The organism is Pseudoalteromonas sp. OF7H-1 (assembly GCF_022347825.1).
Classification (GTDB): Bacteria; Pseudomonadota; Gammaproteobacteria; order Enterobacterales; family Alteromonadaceae; genus Pseudoalteromonas; species Pseudoalteromonas maricaloris.
In genome coordinates this window covers 1-20219 of sequence record NZ_JAKRFX010000029.1, presented here as the reverse complement: position 1 = coordinate 20219, position 20219 = coordinate 1, and the positions used below count along the sequence as shown (strand labels likewise).

General features: G+C 42.8%; 15 protein-coding genes. 4 read left to right on the top strand and 11 right to left on the bottom strand.

From position 1 onward, the window contains the following. Both MHN30_RS23130 and MHN30_RS23125 read right to left on the bottom strand, forming a co-directional pair. On the bottom strand, nucleotides 1-1062 hold the full coding sequence (locus MHN30_RS23130; protein WP_017219235.1) for a DUF2066 domain-containing protein: 1062 nt from the start codon (nucleotides 1060-1062) through the stop codon (nucleotides 1-3). A gap of 123 nt (nucleotides 1063-1185) precedes the next feature. After that, nucleotides 1186-2358, bottom strand: coding sequence for a sensor domain-containing diguanylate cyclase (locus MHN30_RS23125; RefSeq protein WP_206472696.1), 1173 nt, complete (start codon nucleotides 2356-2358; stop codon nucleotides 1186-1188). Nucleotides 2359-2537: 179 nt separating this feature from the next. On the opposite strand from MHN30_RS23125, the gene MHN30_RS23120 reads away from it, so the two are divergent. Next, on the top strand, nucleotides 2538-2978 hold the full coding sequence (locus tag MHN30_RS23120; RefSeq protein ID WP_010604034.1) for a VOC family protein: 441 nt from the start codon (nucleotides 2538-2540) through the stop codon (nucleotides 2976-2978). 80 nt (nucleotides 2979-3058) lie between these two features. On the opposite strand, the gene MHN30_RS23115 is transcribed toward MHN30_RS23120, so the two are convergent. The 8 genes from MHN30_RS23115 to dapB all read right to left on the bottom strand — a co-directional run bounded on the left by MHN30_RS23115 (nucleotide 3059) and on the right by dapB (nucleotide 14379). Continuing rightward, nucleotides 3059-3811 (bottom strand): transporter substrate-binding domain-containing protein, encoded by a 753-nt coding sequence (locus MHN30_RS23115; protein WP_039495523.1) that lies wholly within the window; start codon nucleotides 3809-3811, stop codon nucleotides 3059-3061. Between the two features lie 225 nt (nucleotides 3812-4036). After that, nucleotides 4037-6835, bottom strand: a complete 2799-nt coding sequence (locus tag MHN30_RS23110) for a collagenase (RefSeq protein ID WP_239361245.1) — start codon at nucleotides 6833-6835, stop codon at nucleotides 4037-4039. 252 nt (nucleotides 6836-7087) lie between these two features. Further along, a complete protein-coding gene (locus MHN30_RS23105; protein WP_039495521.1) occupies nucleotides 7088-7363 on the bottom strand; it encodes a hypothetical protein in 276 nt (91 codons plus the stop codon). A 359-nt stretch (nucleotides 7364-7722) separates the two neighbouring features. Beyond that, nucleotides 7723-8319: a hypothetical protein gene (locus MHN30_RS23100; protein ID WP_039495520.1), complete on the bottom strand. Its 597-nt coding sequence runs from the start codon at nucleotides 8317-8319 to the stop codon at nucleotides 7723-7725. A 155-nt stretch (nucleotides 8320-8474) separates the two neighbouring features. Beyond that, entirely contained in the window at nucleotides 8475-8951 is a 477-nt protein-coding gene (greA, locus tag MHN30_RS23095; RefSeq protein WP_010377973.1) for a transcription elongation factor GreA, read from the bottom strand. Between the two features lie 46 nt (nucleotides 8952-8997). Then, nucleotides 8998-12216 carry a carbamoyl-phosphate synthase large subunit gene (gene carB, locus MHN30_RS23090; RefSeq protein WP_039495519.1) on the bottom strand — a complete coding sequence of 1073 codons (3219 nt, stop codon included), beginning with the start codon at nucleotides 12214-12216 and terminating at the stop codon, nucleotides 8998-9000. 16 nt (nucleotides 12217-12232) lie between these two features. Next, nucleotides 12233-13369, bottom strand: a complete 1137-nt coding sequence (gene carA / locus MHN30_RS23085; protein ID WP_010377970.1) for a glutamine-hydrolyzing carbamoyl-phosphate synthase small subunit — start codon at nucleotides 13367-13369, stop codon at nucleotides 12233-12235. Nucleotides 13370-13575: 206 nt separating this feature from the next. Then, nucleotides 13576-14379 carry a 4-hydroxy-tetrahydrodipicolinate reductase gene (gene dapB / locus MHN30_RS23080; RefSeq protein ID WP_010604027.1) on the bottom strand — a complete coding sequence of 268 codons (804 nt, stop codon included), beginning with the start codon at nucleotides 14377-14379 and terminating at the stop codon, nucleotides 13576-13578. 439 nt (nucleotides 14380-14818) lie between these two features. Between dapB and MHN30_RS23075 the strand changes: the two genes are divergently transcribed. Both MHN30_RS23075 and MHN30_RS23070 read left to right on the top strand, forming a co-directional pair. Continuing rightward, entirely contained in the window at nucleotides 14819-16132 is a 1314-nt protein-coding gene (locus MHN30_RS23075; protein ID WP_239361244.1) for a Na+/H+ antiporter NhaC family protein, read from the top strand. A gap of 73 nt (nucleotides 16133-16205) precedes the next feature. Further along, complete coding sequence (locus MHN30_RS23070) at nucleotides 16206-16985, top strand: nucleoside-binding protein (protein WP_239361243.1); 780 nt, start codon at nucleotides 16206-16208, stop codon at nucleotides 16983-16985. A 302-nt stretch (nucleotides 16986-17287) separates the two neighbouring features. Here the strand turns inward: MHN30_RS23070 and MHN30_RS23065 are convergent, their stop codons facing one another. Further along, a complete protein-coding gene (locus MHN30_RS23065; protein WP_239361241.1) occupies nucleotides 17288-18307 on the bottom strand; it encodes a tetratricopeptide repeat protein in 1020 nt (339 codons plus the stop codon). A 193-nt stretch (nucleotides 18308-18500) separates the two neighbouring features. On the opposite strand from MHN30_RS23065, the gene MHN30_RS23060 reads away from it, so the two are divergent. Next, on the top strand, nucleotides 18501-20039 hold the full coding sequence (locus tag MHN30_RS23060; protein ID WP_239361237.1) for an adenylyltransferase/cytidyltransferase family protein: 1539 nt from the start codon (nucleotides 18501-18503) through the stop codon (nucleotides 20037-20039). Nucleotides 20040-20219: the final 180 nt, after the last annotated feature.

Here is a 20219-nt window from a genome sequence, read left to right as displayed (position 1 = left end):
CTATTTACCCACCCAATTGTATTTAAGGTTGTTGTCGTCTGCGATTTGATAATAGGCTCTCGGGTCTTCGTACGCCTTAAAGCTTTGCTCCAATGCAATGGTTTTACGCAAGTCTGATACGCTTGAGGTATGTTCAATCGCAAATTTCACAGCTGTTTTCGCACGGTAGATCACATCAACATCCACCACGGTACTCATAGATAGCAAACGACGCTTCGCCATTTCTACATCCGTAAATGACTGTAATTGCTCAACCACAATTTCAGTTCGATGGGCTTCTAGAGTGAGATTAGGATCGATAACATATTTCTGAGCTAAGGTGCTAGATAGCTGGTTCACCATATCAATAATAACTTGTTGCTTGTCACCGACATATTGCTCAGGCTCAAAATATTCGGCATCAGTGTAGCGCCAGTCTAGCTGCCAAGAATTTGTATGGGGAGGCTGAAACAAACGTGCGGTGATAACGCGCTCCGCCTCATAACGCAATGACGCTTCCTCAACTTCGTTAGAAAAGTTTCCCCACACCTCTGCGATACTCACATTACTGCGATCTTCAAGATCCATCAAAGGAACAACCACTGGCACTCCCCATTCGTCTGCGGTGTCATAAATCAGGCGTTCGAGTTGAGGGTAGCTTTCTTGCGTAACAAACTCTCGGCGGAAATTATCTTCAATCACCATCCAAATCGCGACCATAGGACGGCGGTTACCCCAAAGCGGTAGACCAGCTTCTCTGACTAGATCTTCGACCTTACCAGGCTCAAACTCCACCTTTATTTTGGTTACGCCTTGTCGATCATAATATTCATATCTCAGCATGTAATCTGAGATGCGCTTAAGGCTCGCTTGGATAGAAGGGTGAGAAAAATCATCGGCTTTACCTGTGAGCTTTTGCAACACTTTTAATAATGCCTGTTGGCTCGCTTGCGCTCGCGTTGCGCGAGATTTGTCGCTAACACTCAGCGAGGCTTCATATAAATTTTGAACTTCTACTGCTTTTGCCGTCATAGCAAAACAAAACAGTGCAATAAGGATCAGCCTGATGATCATAATGTCCATGTTTTTCTGACTATAAAGCCTGATCCTAAATCAATCATCTGCTTAAAGCAAAGGGCAACGAGCAATATCATGAAATTTTATAAAAACATGATAAATAACAAAATATTAATCTTATATTCAGTGTTATTTGAAGCTAAATGAGACCTGATTTTTGCCCTTTCCTTTCGACTCATAAAGCGCTTGATCCGCTACTTTTAATAACGATTCCGCACTGAATTCTACGCCCTCAGAAACCGCCATGCCGATGCTACACCCGACATTGACCAACTCACCATTGGTAAGCAAGATATCTTCATTTATCACACTCAACAGGCGATTTGCTAAGCTTTCAAGCAAGTCTCTGGCAATTTTTTCATTAATCACAAAGACAAACTCATCTCCACCAATGCGACACACAAAATCATACTCTCGTAACGCTTCTTGTAGACGTCTTGCTACATGTACCAAAACCTCGTCACCACTATGATGGCCGTGATTATCATTAATCGGCTTGAAGTTGTCTAAATCGAGATACCCTAAATACACATTTACTGGCTGTCGCATCGAGCGAGCAGACATTTTATTCAGCTCGTTAAAAAGGTATTTTCGGTTCGCCAGTTGCGTAAGATTATCGTGGTAGGCGTCAAACTCTAGCTTTTCTTGAAGTGATTTGCGCTTTTCGACCTCTGTTCTTAATTCTTCTAAACTCACACTAAGTTCATGGGTGCGCTTTTCTACCATTGCTTCCAATTCAAGCTCATGGGTTCTAAGCGCTGTATTCGCTTCAATGAGTGCTTGCTGGTTTGCAAATGCATCCATCGCAGACGCAATAACATGGCTGACGGTATACAACAAATCCACCATGGCTTCTGAATATTCATCGCTACGACGGTAGGATTGGATCACAAACGCGCCTAAATGCTTGTCGCGATTGATTAGCGGAAAGCACAGCCATTGCTTGGGGAAACTGCCTAACATTTCAATAACCCCTTTTTCGGTCAGTGCCATCAAAGCGTGCTCAGAATAGTTCTTTACACTGTCAGAGCGCAGCGCATAACTAGTAAGCGTTTTGTCTATTTCTGTGCTAGTTAGGCTATTTAATTCCTCGAGCGAAATACTGTCTTTGACGTCATGGAAATAGGGAAATTCAAACTCGCCATCTTGTCTTTGCAAAACCACATAGAAATTGTCCGCGTAAGTAATTTTTTGCACAATACAGTGCACATTCAACAAGAAGTGCTCCAAAGATTCGCTGGTGTTTAAACACGAAACGATATCGGTCATGCTATCTATTACTTCAGGAAGTTCTGCCATCATTGAGCGCCCTTTTGAATCGTTAATTCTCAATCTCACAAAAGCTTAACTAGCAGTGCTAAAAATTACCAGAAATCAATTACTTTTTTATCCGCTCATCTAGGTGCCCGAGGTCTGTTGACCTTTCAATCTGATGTGTAACACTTTAAAATTTGCTGACTAGAGTCTAACCGGAATACATAATGAAATACTTACATACTATGGTACGAGTACGTGATCTTGATGAATCCATGAAGTTTTATTGCGACCTCTTGGGTCTCGTTGAAGTGAAACGTTATGACAGTGAACAAGGCCGTTTTAGTTTAATTTATCTCGCCGCCCCTGATCAAGTTGAGCAGGCGCAGCAAAGCTTTTCTCCTACTATCGAACTTACCTATAACTGGGATCCGGAAGAATACACTGGTGGTCGTAATTTTGGCCACTTGGCCTTTGCCGTAGAAAACATTTATGCACTTTGCCAAAAGCTGCAAGATGCCGGTGTGGTGATCAACCGACCACCGCGCTGTGGTCACATGGCATTTGTTAAATCTCCAGATGGCATTTCTATCGAATTACTCCAACAAGGTGATGCATTGCCTCCAGCCGAGCCTTGGCAGTCAATGGAAAACACGGGTAGTTGGTAATAATTGCTGATAATCACTAAAGCACCGGAGCGATGTATCTAACCTGGAATCAGAATAACTACGCTCCTTTCCCCCTTACTTCAATAAGCAAGATGGTAGCTTTTAAGCAATTTCACCAGTTGCTTTTTGAAAGGCTTGGAATCTAACACCTGTTGTAGCGCCTCAAAATCCGATGCTGAATCTTTAGGCGCCAATATTGCTCTAAAATAGGTTTCATGGGGATTTTGAGAAAAGTGAAACACTCGCTTCCAACCATTTTTAGCAATAAGATATTCTGTCGTAGAGCGACTGACAATGGCAATACTCACCCGCCTTTTGAGGATCATCTCCAATAGTGCTTCTTCGGAATTTACGTTCACTCGCTGGATATTGGCTTGCTCCACTCCTTGATCCAAGTGGCGATAGTAGTACCCAGCAATGGCGCCAACTTGATTACCGTACAATGAGCTTGGGTGATAATATTCAAACGGTTGCTCTACATGCGAGACGAATTCGTCCGTGTCATACATTAACGGGCCGCTCCACAAATACTTTTGTTTTTTGCGGTCATCAAACCAAGCTGGGTTTACCCCTAAAATAAATCCTTTGAGTGTTTGCTGTTCAAGCTGCTTATCTAAGCGTTTACGTGGTACAAAACGTACTTCTACCTGCAGCTCTTTTTGCACGGCATTAATCAGTTTTGCTAAATCAAAATAAAGACCTTTTTGCGATTCTAGATCAATAATATAGGGCGGCTTGTGATGATATACGTAGAGAATTTGGGTTTCAGCGGCTGTCACTGAAAAGGCCACCATTAACCAAGTGGAAATGGCAATAAAGTACTTTTTTAACACTGAGTGCCTCGTGTCTAACCTAAACTTTTAATACAGTCTAAAACTACAGCCTAGCTCCTTCTCGGCATATCGGTTAATTCCTTTCACATGTTTTTAAATGAGTAAAGGGACCAAAGGCCCCTTATTTTACAAAAATATAACAAAAACAAATTATGAACAAGTAATAACTGTGATCTCTATCACCCGTTTTATTACTTTCATTATGTCTGCCTTAGTATTAGGCAATTACTGACAACCATCTTTGTTATAAGACACTTTCAGCGCTGCCCCCGTTGGTGCGCCTGACACTTTCAAGTATCCCCAATATTCAGATTGCGCACTTATCTCAATGCACTCTTGGTTACCTTGATTGAACGAGCTTGCATCCACATTAGTGCCATTTGGCCATCCTGCATTGCTGTATTCAAGCCCAAGATCACCACTACCATGAGCTGTTTTGATCACCACCGATTGTTGACCACTTACATTCTCAAGGCTAAACCACATAGGCTCTTGGCTTCCAAGGCAAATTGTTTCATCCGCTGCTAATCTACCATTAGAGACACTACCCTGCGACTGACATACGTCCTCTATTGTTGAATTTGTTACGATTTCTCCTAACAACTGCACATTTTCAAAGCGATTATAACCATGCAGCATAATGTAATAGGTGCCAGCGGTAGGTGTAGTGATTTCACATACCTCTTCGTTACCGGATTGGTATGGTCTGCAATCATATTCGCTGAACGTTGGCGCCGAGCCTAACTTAACATAAAGATCGGCATCACCTGTACCTCCAGACGTGCTGATGACTAATTTATCAGTGCCAGCAGCGACATCGATTGAAAATGCAACTTGTTCATCTTGCTCGCCCGCAACCGTGACAGGTACGCCAGACTGTAGTTTGTTTGAAGTCGTTGCGCTTACAGTAGCCACTGTATTACTAGTGTGATTCAAACCGCTAGGATCGCTCACCGTTAAGCTAATTTGATACTCGCCTGCTTGCACATAACTGTGCGTGGGGTTGGCTTCATTACTTTGGCTACCATCACCAAAACGCCACAGATAAGTGAGTACATCACCATCAGGGTCGACACTACCTTGGCTTGAAAATAGTATCGCTTGATTAACATCACCGGAGTATGGCCCATTAACCTCTGAAGTAGGTGCGTTATTCTGACCACCAGCAGCAAGCTCGTTGCACCATTGAACAAACTCTGATTGATACTGTGATGCGAGGTGGTCCATACGGGCTTGGTACGCATTCCAATTTGCTTGTCGCGTTTCCTGTCGCATTGCGAGCACTTCATCAAAGTGTTTTTCATACAGGAATCTCACCCCTAAATAGCCCCAACGGTAAATTCTATCTTGGTCAAAACCGTCATACGTCGTACTGAATATTTCGGCTAGCGTATATACTGAGCCATCTTTGATTGTATCTATTGCGGCTTGATTATCATTGAGGTTTGCAATGTACTCAGCCACCCCTTCACTCCACCAAACGATAGGCTTAGTCGGAGCATTAAAGTCACCATAAAGATCAAAACGCCCATCAAGATAATGTACGTATTCATGCTCTAAGTTCCAGATGTAATGATCCGGCTTTGCATAACTGGCCTCGTATGCAACAAAATTAGCAACGTTATTCACATCGCTAGGATTACCCTCTAAATACATACCACCGTTGTCGGTGCTGATTTTAAAAATGGCTTTGGCATATTTTTTATAGTCTGCACTGCTATTAAAGATATTCACTTGCAGAAATTCATTGTTATCATCGGCAACCGGTAAGCGGCCTGTTTCCAGCATAGTGTGGAATCGCCCTTCTTCCGCTTCCATGGTTTGACACGCTGAAGTCAATTGCTGAGCGGTGAGTGCTTGTGCTCTAATCTTTATTGTATCGCTACAACTATGTTGTTGAGAAAGTACTTTGCTCTCAAGTTCTTTATCAAAATTACAAATACCAAACTGGCCACAATCAGCATAATAGGTCGCGACATCAGCCGCAGCTAACCAGACACCATCGCCAAAACCATAACTGTTATAACGCGAGAATAAAGCGGTTAATTGCGTGTCGACTGACTCTTGAATAGCTGCACCATTGTATAATTTAAGTCGAGCCAATTCGCTCGCAGCATTGATGATTAGATATTCAGAGTCTGAATTTACCATCCAAGTTTGTGCGGTGAAGCTCCCTAGTAAACTCACCAATTGTTGATCGTTTTTAACCAAAGCGACAAAGTTATCATTCCACTGACCTCGATATAAGATAGTGAAAATGCCGTTTACCGCACTGCGCATATTCCACTTTTGAGCGTAACTTTCATTCCATTTAGATAGCCATGCTTTTACAACTGGCAGATAGTGCCCCTGTAGTTCCGATGAGTCCATTGTAGTAATAGCCTCACCGAGTACTTTACCATGAGCATCATTGTCGTCGTAGAAATGGCTATTACTAACAAAAGCATCCAACGCATCTTTCACCGCAGGCTTAACCCAAGTAGCAAAAGTCACCTGGTCATTGTAAAACTCAACATAAAAGCCAGCGCGAATAAATAAATAAAGCGCTTCGAGGTCGGCACTGCCGTTGCCTGAATAGCTTTGCGAAAGCGATTTGGCATTTTGCGCCGCAGCGTACATTTTATCTGAAGTGAATACTTGTGTTTGGATGCTGCTGTCAGCGGAGAACAAAGCATTGATACAGCTCGTACCCTGTTGCTTTATTTCAGTAACAATTTGGCTACTGCTCGCACTTGCTAAGCTATTTAAATCACATGCAGCAATCGCTTCACTTTGGCTTACTGCCATCGCTTGCAATAATGGCGTGTGTTTAGCAGATAACAGCGGCATGCTCCGAGTTGGTGTATGTGCAACGGGTGCTCTATCATGCAAATTTTTGTGCTCATGGCCATGGGAAATGTTCGTTTCCACTTGAACCGATGCATCGAGCGGCTTAAAGAGTCGCTGTGATTCTTGATGTGCGTTGGCTGAATTTATCGCTGTAAGCGCAGATAACGCCAAAGTGAGTTTTGTAATTTTCATCATTTACCTTTCCTGTTGTGTATCCAAACCCGATTGGGTTATAGGTTTTTAACACTAAAATTACAATGTATACAATATATTTTATATAACTTTATGGAATAGTGGCTCGACGGAAAAGCCACCATAATCTTAAAAGCGGGTATCCAAGGGGGAAGGTCGTTGGTTATAAATTCACCTAATTGGTTGATCTTTATGATTAAAAGTCCAACCAATTGACGAAAAGAAGGAATAAAAATTTATAGTGAATGGAATAGATTAGATCTTATCAATATGGGAAATGGCGCCAGAAGTGATTTTTACTCTCACTCTATAAGTGGATAGCGTGATTGAATAAACACCGTCATTTGGCTTTTGTGCTAATAAATGCTGTAGCCCTAACAGCAACTCATCTGTATCGTTACCACTGCTGGTGTTTCTTGAATCTAGGTATTCTTTTCCCTGCTTCATAGCCTTATCCAATACCACTGAAGCGACTTGCTGAGTAGACTTATTTTTCAACGTCTTAAACAATGCGCTTTTTAATAAACTCATGGTTATTCTCCTGATAAAGATACCGGCTCATACTAACATATCATTTATGAACCGGTGCCTGATTGGTTTTGGGAACAATCCGAGTGTAACAAGCTCGCACTAAAAGTCTAAATCAAATTCGTTTCAAACTATGTCAGATGTGTATAACCCCTACGCTATCTCAGCTAAATAACCTGAGGTTTGGATAAGGAATGAGCCAACTCATTGTTTTTAATAGCACATTAAATTATCCCCTTATCTAGCCAGAGAGTTTTAGGGATAACCAGGCGAATTTACGCACCAATAGCTGGCTATTGGCAGTGAATTCAACGCAGTTAGCGCTAAAACTAGCTGCTAGAAAGGCATTAATTATTCGAAGTTCAGGTTAAATAATTTAGTTGCTCGGCAAGCTGCTTACCAGAGAAAAGCTTCGGTACAAAGTGTAATAGGTTCAAGGACAGCTGGTGCTCTGAGCGGGTGGTATTTACTAAACTGGGTAAAGTGCCTAATTCGCTGCTTATATCATGCCAAACGGGATTTGCCTCATTGAGCTTGTCATAAGCAATCGTATTGAACTCAAAATTTTCAAAATATTCATCAACCAAGAACAAGGGCTGAGTGAGCTTAAGCGAATCAAGTAACTCACGAGAAAAACTGTGTCGAGCTTCTGAGCTTTCACTGGTGAAAAAGTGGCCTGGCAGGTTATAGCCAATGATTAAATCAGAGCTTGCGTATAGGCTGTTGGTATACAACAAAGCAGTAAGAATAAGATAGGTATCATATCTCGCTAAGCTCACCCCTTGCAAAAGCTCACTCTGCTTACTAAGGTCAATCGCACAGCGACTACGCATGGTACGCCAAAAACAATGTTGATTCAGGGAGAGGTCCCGCGCGCCAGCGCCTGCCAACTTAGATTTCCAACTCGATATAAACAATTCAAACCCCTCTGTTTTGAATTGATCGACTTCAAATGACATCCTTTTCTCCTAAAATTGTTGTACCAAAAAATATACAGGCATCACACAAAGCTATAAGAATATAGAGAAATGGCAATTACACGGCATTACAGCAGCAAAAGTAGAAATGATTGTTATAGTAAAAAGCCCGCGGATGCGGGCTTTAAAAGAAAGGATTACTTGTATTCAACTTCGATGATTTCATATTCAACAGCACCATTTGGTGTTTGAATATTCACTGTATCATCTAGTTCTTTACCGATTAATCCACGCGCAATCGGTGAATTAACAGAAATCAAGTTGTTCTTAAGATCGGCCTCGTCGTCACCAACGATACGATAAGTTACTTCTTTGTCTGTATCTACATTCACAATAGTCACAGTACTACCAAAAATAACCTTGCCGTTGTTCTGCATTTTAGTCACGTCGATGATTTGCGCTGTTGACAGTTTAGCTTCAATTTCTTGAATTCGGCCTTCACAAAAACCTTGCTGCTCACGTGCAGCATGGTATTCAGCATTTTCTTTCAAATCACCGTGTTCACGCGCTTCTGCAATATCTGCAACGATTTTCGGGCGAACAACTTTTTTTAAATGATTCAGTTCATCACGAAGCAATTCTTCGCCTCGTACTGTCATCGGAATTGATTGCATAAGTATCTCACTCATTGCCAGAGCTGACGCTCTGGCCTTGTTCTTTTTAGTTCAAACGCTGGTGTAGTTCTTGAACAGAGTTTACAGAACTTCTGTCGTCAGCTTCATTCGCTGTACAGTTTGCAAACGCTGCATTTAGCGTAGTGGTGTAGTTAGTCTTATGCTGAAGTGCACCACGACGTAACACCTTCGAGTCCTCAATAGCTTGGCGACCTTCGGTAGTATTAACGATATAGCTGTACTCACCATTCTTGATACGGTCAAGAATATGAGGACGGCCTTCGAATACTTTGTTTACGCGACGTACTTCAATACCCGCTTCTTCAAGCGCTTTCGCCGTACCATTCGTTGCATCTAACTCAAAACCAATTGCTTTCATTGTCTTAGCTAGTTCAACTACGCGTGCCTTATCACCATTGCGCACAGATAGTAGCGCGCGGCCGCCACGTGGTAAAGTGTTTGATGCACCTAATTGGGCTTTTGCGAATGCTTCGGCGAAGTTTTCACCAACACCCATCACTTCACCCGTCGAGCGCATCTCTGGACCACGCATTGGGTCAACACCTGGGAACTTAGCGAATGGCAATACCACTTCTTTCACACTGTAATATGGAGGGATAACTTCCTTCGTTACACCTTGACTTTCAAGAGACTGGCCAACCATACAACGTGCAGCAACCTTTGCAAGTGCAACGCCTGTTGCTTTTGAAACAAATGGTACTGTACGAGCAGCACGCGGGTTAACTTCAATCAAGTAAACTTGGCCGTCTTTCACCGCAAACTGGGTATTCATCAGGCCAACAACACCTAGTTCCAACGCCATATCACGGACTTGCTTACGCATCACGTCTTGAATATCTTGCGGCAGCGTGTGTGCAGGCAATGAACAGGCCGAGTCACCCGAGTGAACACCTGCTTGCTCGATGTGCTCCATAATACCGCCAATGATAACGTTCTCACCGTCACAGATAGCATCTACGTCTACTTCAATTGCATCATCTAAGAAACGGTCAAGTAGTACTGGTGCTTCATTAGAAACAGACACCGCTTCTGTCATGTAGCGACGTAAGTCGTCTTCATCGTACACGATTTCCATTGCACGACCACCAAGTACGTATGATGGACGAACAACCAATGGGAAGCCAATTTCTTGTGATTTAGCAACCGCTTCTTCTAGTGAGGTTACCGTTGCATTTTCTGGTTGTAGTAGGTTTAGACGCTCTACAAGCTGTTGGAAGCGCTCACGGTCTTCTGCGCGGTCGATAGCATCAGGAGAAGTACCAATCACTGGCACACCATTCGCTTCAAGATCTCGTGCCAGTTTAAGTGGAGTTTGACCACCATACTGAACGATCACGCCTTTTGGCTTTTCAACACGGACAATTTCTAGCACGTCTTCCAGTGTAATTGGCTCGAAGAATAAGCGATCAGACGTATCGTAGTCTGTTGAAACCGTCTCTGGGTTACAGTTAACCATGATAGTTTCATAGCCATCTTCACGCATAGCAAGGGCTGCGTGTACACAGCAGTAATCGAATTCGATACCTTGACCGATACGGTTAGGACCGCCACCGATAACCATGATTTTGTCTTTGTCAGAAGGATTCGCTTCACATTCTTCATCATACGTTGAGTACATGTAAGCAGTGTCTGAGCTAAATTCTGCAGCACATGTGTCTACGCGCTTGTAAACAGGCAGAATTTCAAGCTGGTGACGCTTCTTGCGAATTTCTTTTTCTGATACGCCTGCGATTTCGGCAATGCGAGCATCTGAGAAACCTTTACGCTTCAAGCGGCGCAGGAAGTCTTTGTTTAGACCTGCCATGCCCACTTCAGCGATTGTCGCTTCATCTTTTAAGATGTCTTCGATTTGCACTAGGTACCAAGGGTCAACTTTAGTGAGTTCAAATACCTCTTCAACAGACATACCGTGACGCATCGCATCAGCAATGTACCAAATACGCTCAGCACCTGGCTCGCGTAATTCACGGATGATCGTTTCTTTTGCGTTTGGCGCGTCTAGTGCAACGATTGGGTTCAGACCCGTTGCACCCACTTCTAGGCCTCGTAGTGCTTTTTGTAATGATTCTTGTTGGTTACGACCAATTGCCATTACCTCACCAACCGACTTCATTTGCGTAGTTAGACGGTCGTTTGAACCTGCGAATTTTTCGAAGTTAAAACGAGGGATCTTAGTCACTACGTAGTCGATTGACGGCTCAAATGATGCTGGAGTTGCACCACCTGTGATGTCATTTTGAAGCTCATCAAGCGTATAACCTACGGCAAGCTTGGCTGCGATTTTAGCGATCGGGAATCCCGTTGCTTTTGACGCAAGCGCAGAAGAGCGCGATACACGCGGGTTCATCTCGATGATAACCATACGGCCATCAACAGGATTTACACCAAACTGAACGTTTGAACCACCCGTTTCAACACCAATTTCACGAAGTACCGCCATCGAGGCGTTACGCATGATTTGATATTCTTTATCAGTTAGCGTTTGTGCTGGTGCAACTGTGATTGAGTCACCAGTGTGTACGCCCATTGGATCGAAGTTTTCGATTGAACATACGATGATACAGTTGTCGTTTTTGTCACGAACCACTTCCATCTCATATTCTTTCCAGCCTAATAGGCTTTCATCGATAAGCAGCTCATTTGTTGGTGACAGGTCAAGACCACGAGTACAGATCTCGTCAAACTCTTCCATGTTATACGCAACACCACCACCGGTGCCGCCCATCGTGAATGAAGGACGAATAATACATGGGAACCCGATTCGAGTTAAGATATCGTGCGCTTCATCCATTGAGTGTGCAATTTCAGCACGAGGACATTCTAAGCCGATATTTTTCATCGCCGCGTCAAAACGCTCACGGTTTTCCGCTTTATCGATTGCATCTGCAGTCGCACCAATTAGCTCAACGCCATGTTTAGCAAGCACACCGTGCTTATCTAGGTCTAGCGCACAGTTAAGAGCTGTTTGGCCACCCATAGTCGGCAGCACCGCATCAGGCTTTTCTTTTTCGATGATCTTTTCTACCACTTCCCAGTGAATAGGCTCGATGTAAGTTGCATCCGCCATTTCAGGGTCAGTCATGATAGTCGCAGGGTTAGAGTTTACAAGAATAACTCTATAGCCTTCTTCTCTAAGCGCTTTACAGGCCTGAGCACCAGAGTAATCGAATTCACATGCTTGGCCGATAACGATTGGGCCTGCGCCCAAAATCAGAATGCTTTTTATGTCGGTACGTTTTGGCATTATTACTCCGGTCTAATTAAGCGTTGCGAGATTGCATTAATTCAATGAAATGGTCGAATAGCGGTGCCGCATCATGTGGACCAGGACTTGCTTCAGGGTGACCTTGGAAGCTAAACGCTGGCTTATCAGTACGGTGAATACCTTGCAGTGTGCCATCGAACAGTGACTTGTGCGTTGCACGTAGCGTATCAGGAAGCGTTGCTTCGTCAGCAGCGAAACCGTGGTTTTGTGCAGTGATCATCACGACATCACGATCTAAGTCTTTAACCGGGTGGTTACCACCATGGTGACCAAACTTCATTTTTACTGTTTTCGCACCAGAAGCGAGTGCTAATAACTGATGGCCTAAACAAATACCAAAAATAGGTGTATCTGTTTCTAAAAATGCTTTGATTGCTTCAATGGCATAAGTACATGGCTCAGGGTCGCCAGGGCCATTTGATAGGAAGATACCATCAGGGTTTAATGCAAGTACGTCAGCAGCGGAGGTTTCTGCTGGAACAACGGTTAACTTACAGCCTCTATCAACTAACATTCTAAGAATGTTCTTTTTCACACCAAAATCGTACGCAACAACATGGAATTTTTCTTCTTCAGCAGAAAGCGTTTTAAAGCCCTCGCCTAGAGTCCAGCTTGATTCACGCCATTCAAACTGAGATTCTGTTGTTACTACTTTTGCTAAATCCATCCCTTTCAAGCCAGGGAATGCTTGCGCCGCTTCTAGCGCTTTTTGCTCGTCTACTTCGTCGCCTGCGATGATACAGCCGTTTTGAGCGCCTTTATCACGTAAAATGCGAGTTAGTTTACGAGTATCAATATCTGCGATCCCTAAGATATTGCGTTCTTTCAAGTAATCACTCAATGATTGTTCGTTACGGAAATTACTCGCAAGCAGTGGTAAGTCACGGATCACTAGGCCTTTTGCCCAGATCTTGTCCGCTTCCTCATCTTCGCTGTTAGTACCGGTGTTGCCGATATGTGGGTAAGTAAGCGTAACGATTTGTTCCGCGTATGAAGGATCCGTTAAGATCTCTTGATACCCCGTCATTGACGTATTGAATACCACCTCACCGACTGACATACCGTCAGCACCGATAGCAGTACCGCGAAACACCGTGCCGTCTTCAAGGACTAACAGAGCGGATTTAGTCAAGTTAACCTCCTAATAGTAAAAAACGGGCGAAAGCAAAACGCTCAACATCCCGTCTACAAAGCGCTTGGTAACACGCAGTTATTAAAATTTTGGCAAATTCGTTATAGTCTACAGCATGAATGCCTTTTCGTCTAATAAAAATCACAAAAATTATAAAAATAAGCCATTAAACTCTTTTTTTGCTTTAAAGCCTCAAAATGTTATACTTACTTCTTTAAATCTAGCACATCTTGCATATCATAAAGGCCTGCTGGTTTATCTTTTAACCACTGTGCAGCCCTTACAGCACCTGATGCAAAGGTCAATCTCGACGCTGCTTTATGTGTTAATTCGAGCCTTTCCCCCATTGTCGAGAAGTAAGCCGTATGTTCACCTACTATATCTCCCGCTCTAAGGACCGAATAACCGATTTCTTGTTGAGATTTCGCTTCATGGCTCTGACTTCGGTCGTAAACCGCAACCTCATCATGTTGCCAGCCTTTTGCTTCTGCAATCGCCTCTCCGATAGCGAGCGCAGTTCCTGAAGGCGCGTCGATTTTGTTGCGATGGTGCGCTTCGAAGATTTCAATATCCATGTCGTCAGCCAGCTTTTGTGCGGCTGTTTGTACTAGGTTCAGTAGCAGGTTAATGCCAACGCTATAGTTGCGAGAAAACACAATTGGGATATCTTTTGCGGCTTCGACCAACAGCGCCATTTCACTTGCTGTCAGTCCAGTAGTACCGATCACCATCGGTTTTTTAGCAGCAATTGCAGCTGATAAATGCTGCTTCATGCCCTCTGGCAAAGTGAAGTCTATTAATACGTCAACATTTTCAAGCTTACTTTGCTCGGAGCTAAAACAGATATTTGCGTCTGCTTGAGGCTGCAATTGATTAACTGCTTTATCAAGATATTGTGAATTATCTCGTACAAAGGCGTTGGCCAGCTCTACTTGTTGCGACAAATAACAGGCTTCAATCAATGCTAACCCCATTCTGCCATTCGCACCGTAAATACCTATTCTTGTCATACGTTACCCTTTTTTATTTGCGATGTTGATTATCCAAAAGGCAGCAACGATGGCTAACCGGATAATAGAAGTGTGTTTTTGCGGGAGTAGAGTTTACCGTATCTGTGTGTCATAGTCAGTTAAGTTGAAAATAATAAAACATTAGACTTTAGACGTCTAAACATATAAACTGCCGCGCTCGCTCACTCACCTATTGAAGTTGAGAGATTTTCATCTTATGCCAATTGCATTAAGTAAATGGGCTATTTTGAAGCGGAGAAATAGCTTTAGTAGCTAGGCAAAAATTTTGCTATTCATTTGTTCTAAATGAGAAATTTTTAACGACGCTAATATGCTAGTTCCCCCTTCAAATTGGTTGGAGAATTAATACAATTGGTATTAGGTGTGTTGTGCGGTTTTGCAGCTGGTTATTGGCTGTGCTTTATTGTTGGGGAGTGCTATGCAACCAAATTACAATCAAACAAAGGCGAAACTATCATTATTGCCGCTGTTGACCTTTGTAGGGATTTTTCTTGGCGCAGGATTGTATTTGCAATCGCAAGGCGTTGACTATGCGTTTTATCAATTAAAAGCTCCTGTCGCGATTCTACCAGCCATCGTTCTCGCTTTTTTACTTAATAAAGATACCATCAACCGCAGTGTCGAAACTTTTATTCAAGGCGCTGGACACAGCAATATTATCACCATGTGCCTCATCTATTTATTAGCAGGTGCTTTTTCTGCGGTTGCAAGTGCCACTGGCGGTGTTGACGCTGTGGTTAACGCCGGTTTATCACTTATTCCTCCGGCATTTTTATTACCCGGCTTGTTCCTTATTTCTGCTGTCGTCTCTACCGCAATGGGAACCTCCATGGGCACAATTGGTGCAATTGGACCTATTGCTGTAGCCGTCGCGATGAAAACCGGAATTGATCCGGCACTGATGGCTGGCACCATCGTTTCGGGCGCAATGTTTGGCGATAACTTATCCATTATTTCTGATACCACAATTGCAGCAACGCGAACGCAAGGCTGTGAAATGAAAGATAAATTTAGAGAGAATCTAAAAATAGCCCTACCAGCTGCACTGCTGACTGTTTTACTCTTGGTGTTTTTAACCCCAGAGCCGCAGGTTGTAGAAACCAAGCCGTTTGATTGGTTATTAGTTTTACCATACGCATTTATTTTGGTCTTGGCGGTGATTGGTATCAATGTTTTTGTTGTGCTCTTTAGTGGTATCGTTTTTGCTGGCTGTATGGGTTTTGCCGGTGACTATCAAGGCGCTGCGTTCTTAAACGATATCTATAAAGGCTTTAGTGATATGCAGGAGATTTTCTTGCTGTCGATGTTCATTGGTGGTTTATCTGAGTTTATTCGTATCAATGGCGGCCTAGATTTTTTAGCCAAACAGATCCAAAAAATTACCAGCATTATCGCAAAATGGCACCGTCAAGTTGCAGATCAACTCGGCATTGCTGCACTCGTGCTAACAAGTAACTTGTGTATCGCAAATAACACGGTAAGTATCATAGTTGCAGGCCCTGTCGCTAAAAAACTGGCTGACGATGGAAAGATCTCAGCTAAACGTTCAGCAAGCTTATTAGATATTTTCGCTTGTGTTATGCAAGGCTCTTTACCCTATGGTGCACAAGCGCTGCTACTCGGGGCCACGTTTAAAATCAGCCCTTGGGATGTATCTAGCTCTTCTTATTACTGTTTCATTTTGGCTTTCACCGCCATTACCGTTATCTGTCTAAGAAGAAATAAAGCATAATTTATTCGGTTTACGCGCCCAACTTTGGGCGCTTTTGTTATACTTTCATTTTTAACGCTATCCGAATTAATAAATGAAAATCAACACGCTCATCATTTCCTCCTCACTCGCTTTTAGCACATTTGGTTATGCTGCTGATTGGAGTACAACGCAACTACATATAAACCGCGGTGATTTCAAAAACCCGTTTACCAGAAACGAAGCAACGGCAACGGTTTACTCATTACAACATGCGTCTGGATATCGCTACGGCGATAATTTCTTCTTTATCGATTACAGCAAAGATGACCTTAGTGATGGTTACCAAGACGGTGACTTTTATGGAGAGTGGTATTCGAGCTTGTCGATGTCAAAGATTGCAGGCTTTAAGTCTTCTTTCGACGCCATAGCTGACGTTAGCTTAACCATGGGTTTCAATGCAGCCGGAGACGCTAAGGTGATGAAATACTTACCTGGTGTCAAAGTAAATTGGAATTTTGACGGGTTCAATTTTTTCTCTTCTACATTCACACTTTATCAAGACGACAGCCAAGGTATTAGTCATGGCGGTGCACCTAAAGAAAGTGATAGCTGGATGATAGATCTCGCTTGGGGTTACCCCTTTACAATTGGCGAGCAAAAGTTCTATCTCACAGGTCACGTAGAATATATTGACGAGCGAGAAAACGAGTTGGGTAATGACGTAAAAGGCTGGTTGCTCGCGCAGCCAATTCTACAATGGGATCTCGGCTACGCAATGGGCATGCCTGACAATCAATTAATGTTAGGTGTTGAATGGCAATATTGGCGTAACAAACTTGGTACAGATACCAATGAATCTGTTCCCCAGCTACACCTAGCATGGACTTTCTAACTCTAAACTCGCTGTTGACCTTTGATGTTATACCAATTTAACTTAATACTTGTTCAATTTGAGGAATTAAATCTGACGCTAGCTGTGTTAAAAATTTATCATTTAGAACAACTAAATAGCAAAATTTTTGCCGGGCTATCGACAAGATTTTTTTGCCTCAAAATAGACCACTTAATTAAGTAAATTGGTATTACTCTGTGATGGTTGAGTCAAAGGTACTCATTATTTATCAGCCACACCTGACTACATCTACTATTCAAAGTATAAAGAGTAGTGCTGTGGTAATAGTTTTTTGTGATGGATTAGTGTTCACACCAAGATAGTGCAGCTTCCGGTAGCGAAGTATCCGGCGGTACATTGGCGGCCACTTTTTGCTGCTCAGACAGTAACGTATTATATGACGCTATCAATTCTGGGAGTTGCAATGTATAAACATATTTCTCCATATTACTGCCGTAATCACTTTGGAGCAATATGGGTAAAGTCGAAATAAGAAACTCAACTTGATCTCCTTTTGGCTGTATGCCATTTCTACTTTTTTGAAAAATCAGCTCCTGCCAAGTAAACACAATGGATAATTCTTTATCCTCTACCGCACTTAGCTGAGTTTTCACTGTATTCATATAGCGCCTAAAGTTTTTCCACTGATTAGCAAGCAAATAAACATTTAATAAATTTAACCCCGTATAGCTTGCTTCGTAAGCTTGCTCTGCTTTTTGATGATAGAGGAAAGCTTGCCTATATAGTCTCGCAGCATGCTGATATTTACTCATATCAAAATAAACATTAGCTAAATTATTGTTAAGTGCCGCTTCCAGTTGTTCATCCTTCACCTCAGACAATGTCGGCGCTAAAATATTGATTGCTTCTTCTAACTGCCCTGTTGTTCGATATAAAACAGCAAGATTATTAACGATAAGTGGCCTTTGCTCGTGAGTTGAGTACTTAAGAGCACATTCATAGTTTTTTTGCGCAAGCGCAGGCTTACCGATCCGGCGATAATAAATCGCGAGGTAATTTGCAATTTGCCCCTTTTCGGACTGCAAATACGCAAGCCACTCAGTATTGTCGGAAAATAGCGCTACTATTTCACGAATTCTGACCGTATCGTTTGTTTTAATTGCAGCTTCTAAACCGGCGCGATGTAACTCATAGATACCTTTAGAGGGCTGTTCTGGAAGTTTGGGTAACGCTGCTTCATATACTCGAGTTGCTTGTGTTGGGTTAGAGATGTTTAAATCTTGAATAACCTGTAATGTCTTAAACAATTCATCAGGGGCGAGTACTGTCAGAGAAGAAACAATAATTAAAACTGGTAGCACTTTCGCTCTCCGATTTCCTGATTTAAAGTAATCATAGTGGAGCTTCCGCCGGTTGGCAAAATGCCCGAGCGTGCAGAAGTATAAAACCGCTAGCGACTTCACATTAAACACATCAAACCCATTAAAGTGGGTCATCAAAATATGGACTCTGTGGCTACAAAAACTAAAAGCAGCACAACAAGGTATTTACTCGATGCAGAAAGACACAGCAATTAAACAGTCACAACTTAATAGAAAGATGACACAGGCCATCGAGTATTTTACTTCGGGCCAAGATCAAGCAGCAGAGCAAGCATTTCAGCAACTATATCAACAGCAGCCCACCCAGCAGGTCATTTTATATCTCGCACAATTGGCACAGCGTAGACAAGCCGGGAGTGAATGGATTGAACAACTTGAAGCACTGCTACATAAACACCCAGATGTACCAGATAGCTATTATATTCTCGCTCGCAGTTATCAACAAAACAGACAACTACCACTCGCCGCTCAAACCTTCTATCAAGCGCTAGGATGGCGCTTGCAGCATGACGCACTGACAAACATTGCAGCAGTTCAATCATCCGAAGTACCAATACATGAAAGCGCGAGCTCAACTAAACTAACTCCTGAACACGCTTTACACCTATTACTACAAACCTTGTCATCCTTAAAAAAGGCCGGATTTTATGCTTTTCCTACGGCTGGTACTTTGCTCGGGTTAGAGCGTGAAGGTCAACTCTTAGAAAATGATAAAGATGTTGATATTGGTATCGACTGGTCTCACATGGAAAGCGCAATCGAACATTTACAGCATCTTGGCTGGCAGGAAGAAGCGCAATCCTATGGACTTATAAACCCTCGATGTTTTCGCCACCAATCTGGCTTAGTGCTTGACCTTTGCGGTTATGCCACAGAGCAAAGCACTGGAGACACCATATCAGGTTTATGGATGCAAGACGTACCTTTTACTTGGAATAGAGTGACGCGTTTCTCTGCTATTCAAGTTGTGAGCATCAGCTCACCTGCCGGAGAGATTTGTTATCCCCAGTATCCAGAACAAATCTTACAAGCATTATATGGGCTGGATTGGAAAATACCTGACGCAAATTTTGATACCATCGTCTGCGCCCCGAATATTATGCAAGATTCCTACTTATATTACTGTTATGCCTACTCTCACCTCTACACTGAGTGGAAAAAAGGCAACTTCAAAAAAATGCATGCCATGCTTAAAGTGCTATTACAATTCAAACCTCATGACGGCCTTTTAAAAAATCTTATGCAGTTCGTACTAAAGCAGGAGGAATCACATCAGCCGTGCCGTGTTTTAGCGCTTGGTTTTTTTGATCTGCTTCACCCTGGTCACTTAAGGTATTTGTCGTTAGCGAAATCACACGGAGACTACTTAGTTGTTGGGGTCGCACCGGATGCTTTTGCGTTAAAAAGTAAGGGACGACCGCCAATAATGGATCAAGACGAGCGCTTAAGTATTATTAAGGCATTAGCATGCGTAGATAAAGCGGTTTTAGTCGGTGCACCAATGGCCGATACTGAGCGAGCAGCACACTGGATCGCACAACAAAGTGTAAACCTTGTGATCTGCGGTGATGAATGGCAACACACGCCCCGCTGGCAAGCGTTGGAAGCAGCTTTAGCACCACAAAATATTCAGGTTGTTTATATCCCTTATACCCAAGGAATTTCTAGCACTAAAATTAAAGAAAGAATACAAAACTTCAATGAGAGTTAACGCTGTGTATCTGCCGGGAGCGAGTGTTGAAACGGGTTTTGATGTACATGGTTTTTTTGCCGGAACTTCATTGCAACCTATCGGCGGATAAACCACCTTATATGGACTCCTCCAATTGTACAAGCCACTTTTAGCATTATTAGTGTGATTGCGTGCTTATATCCGGGCTCTTGATGAGGT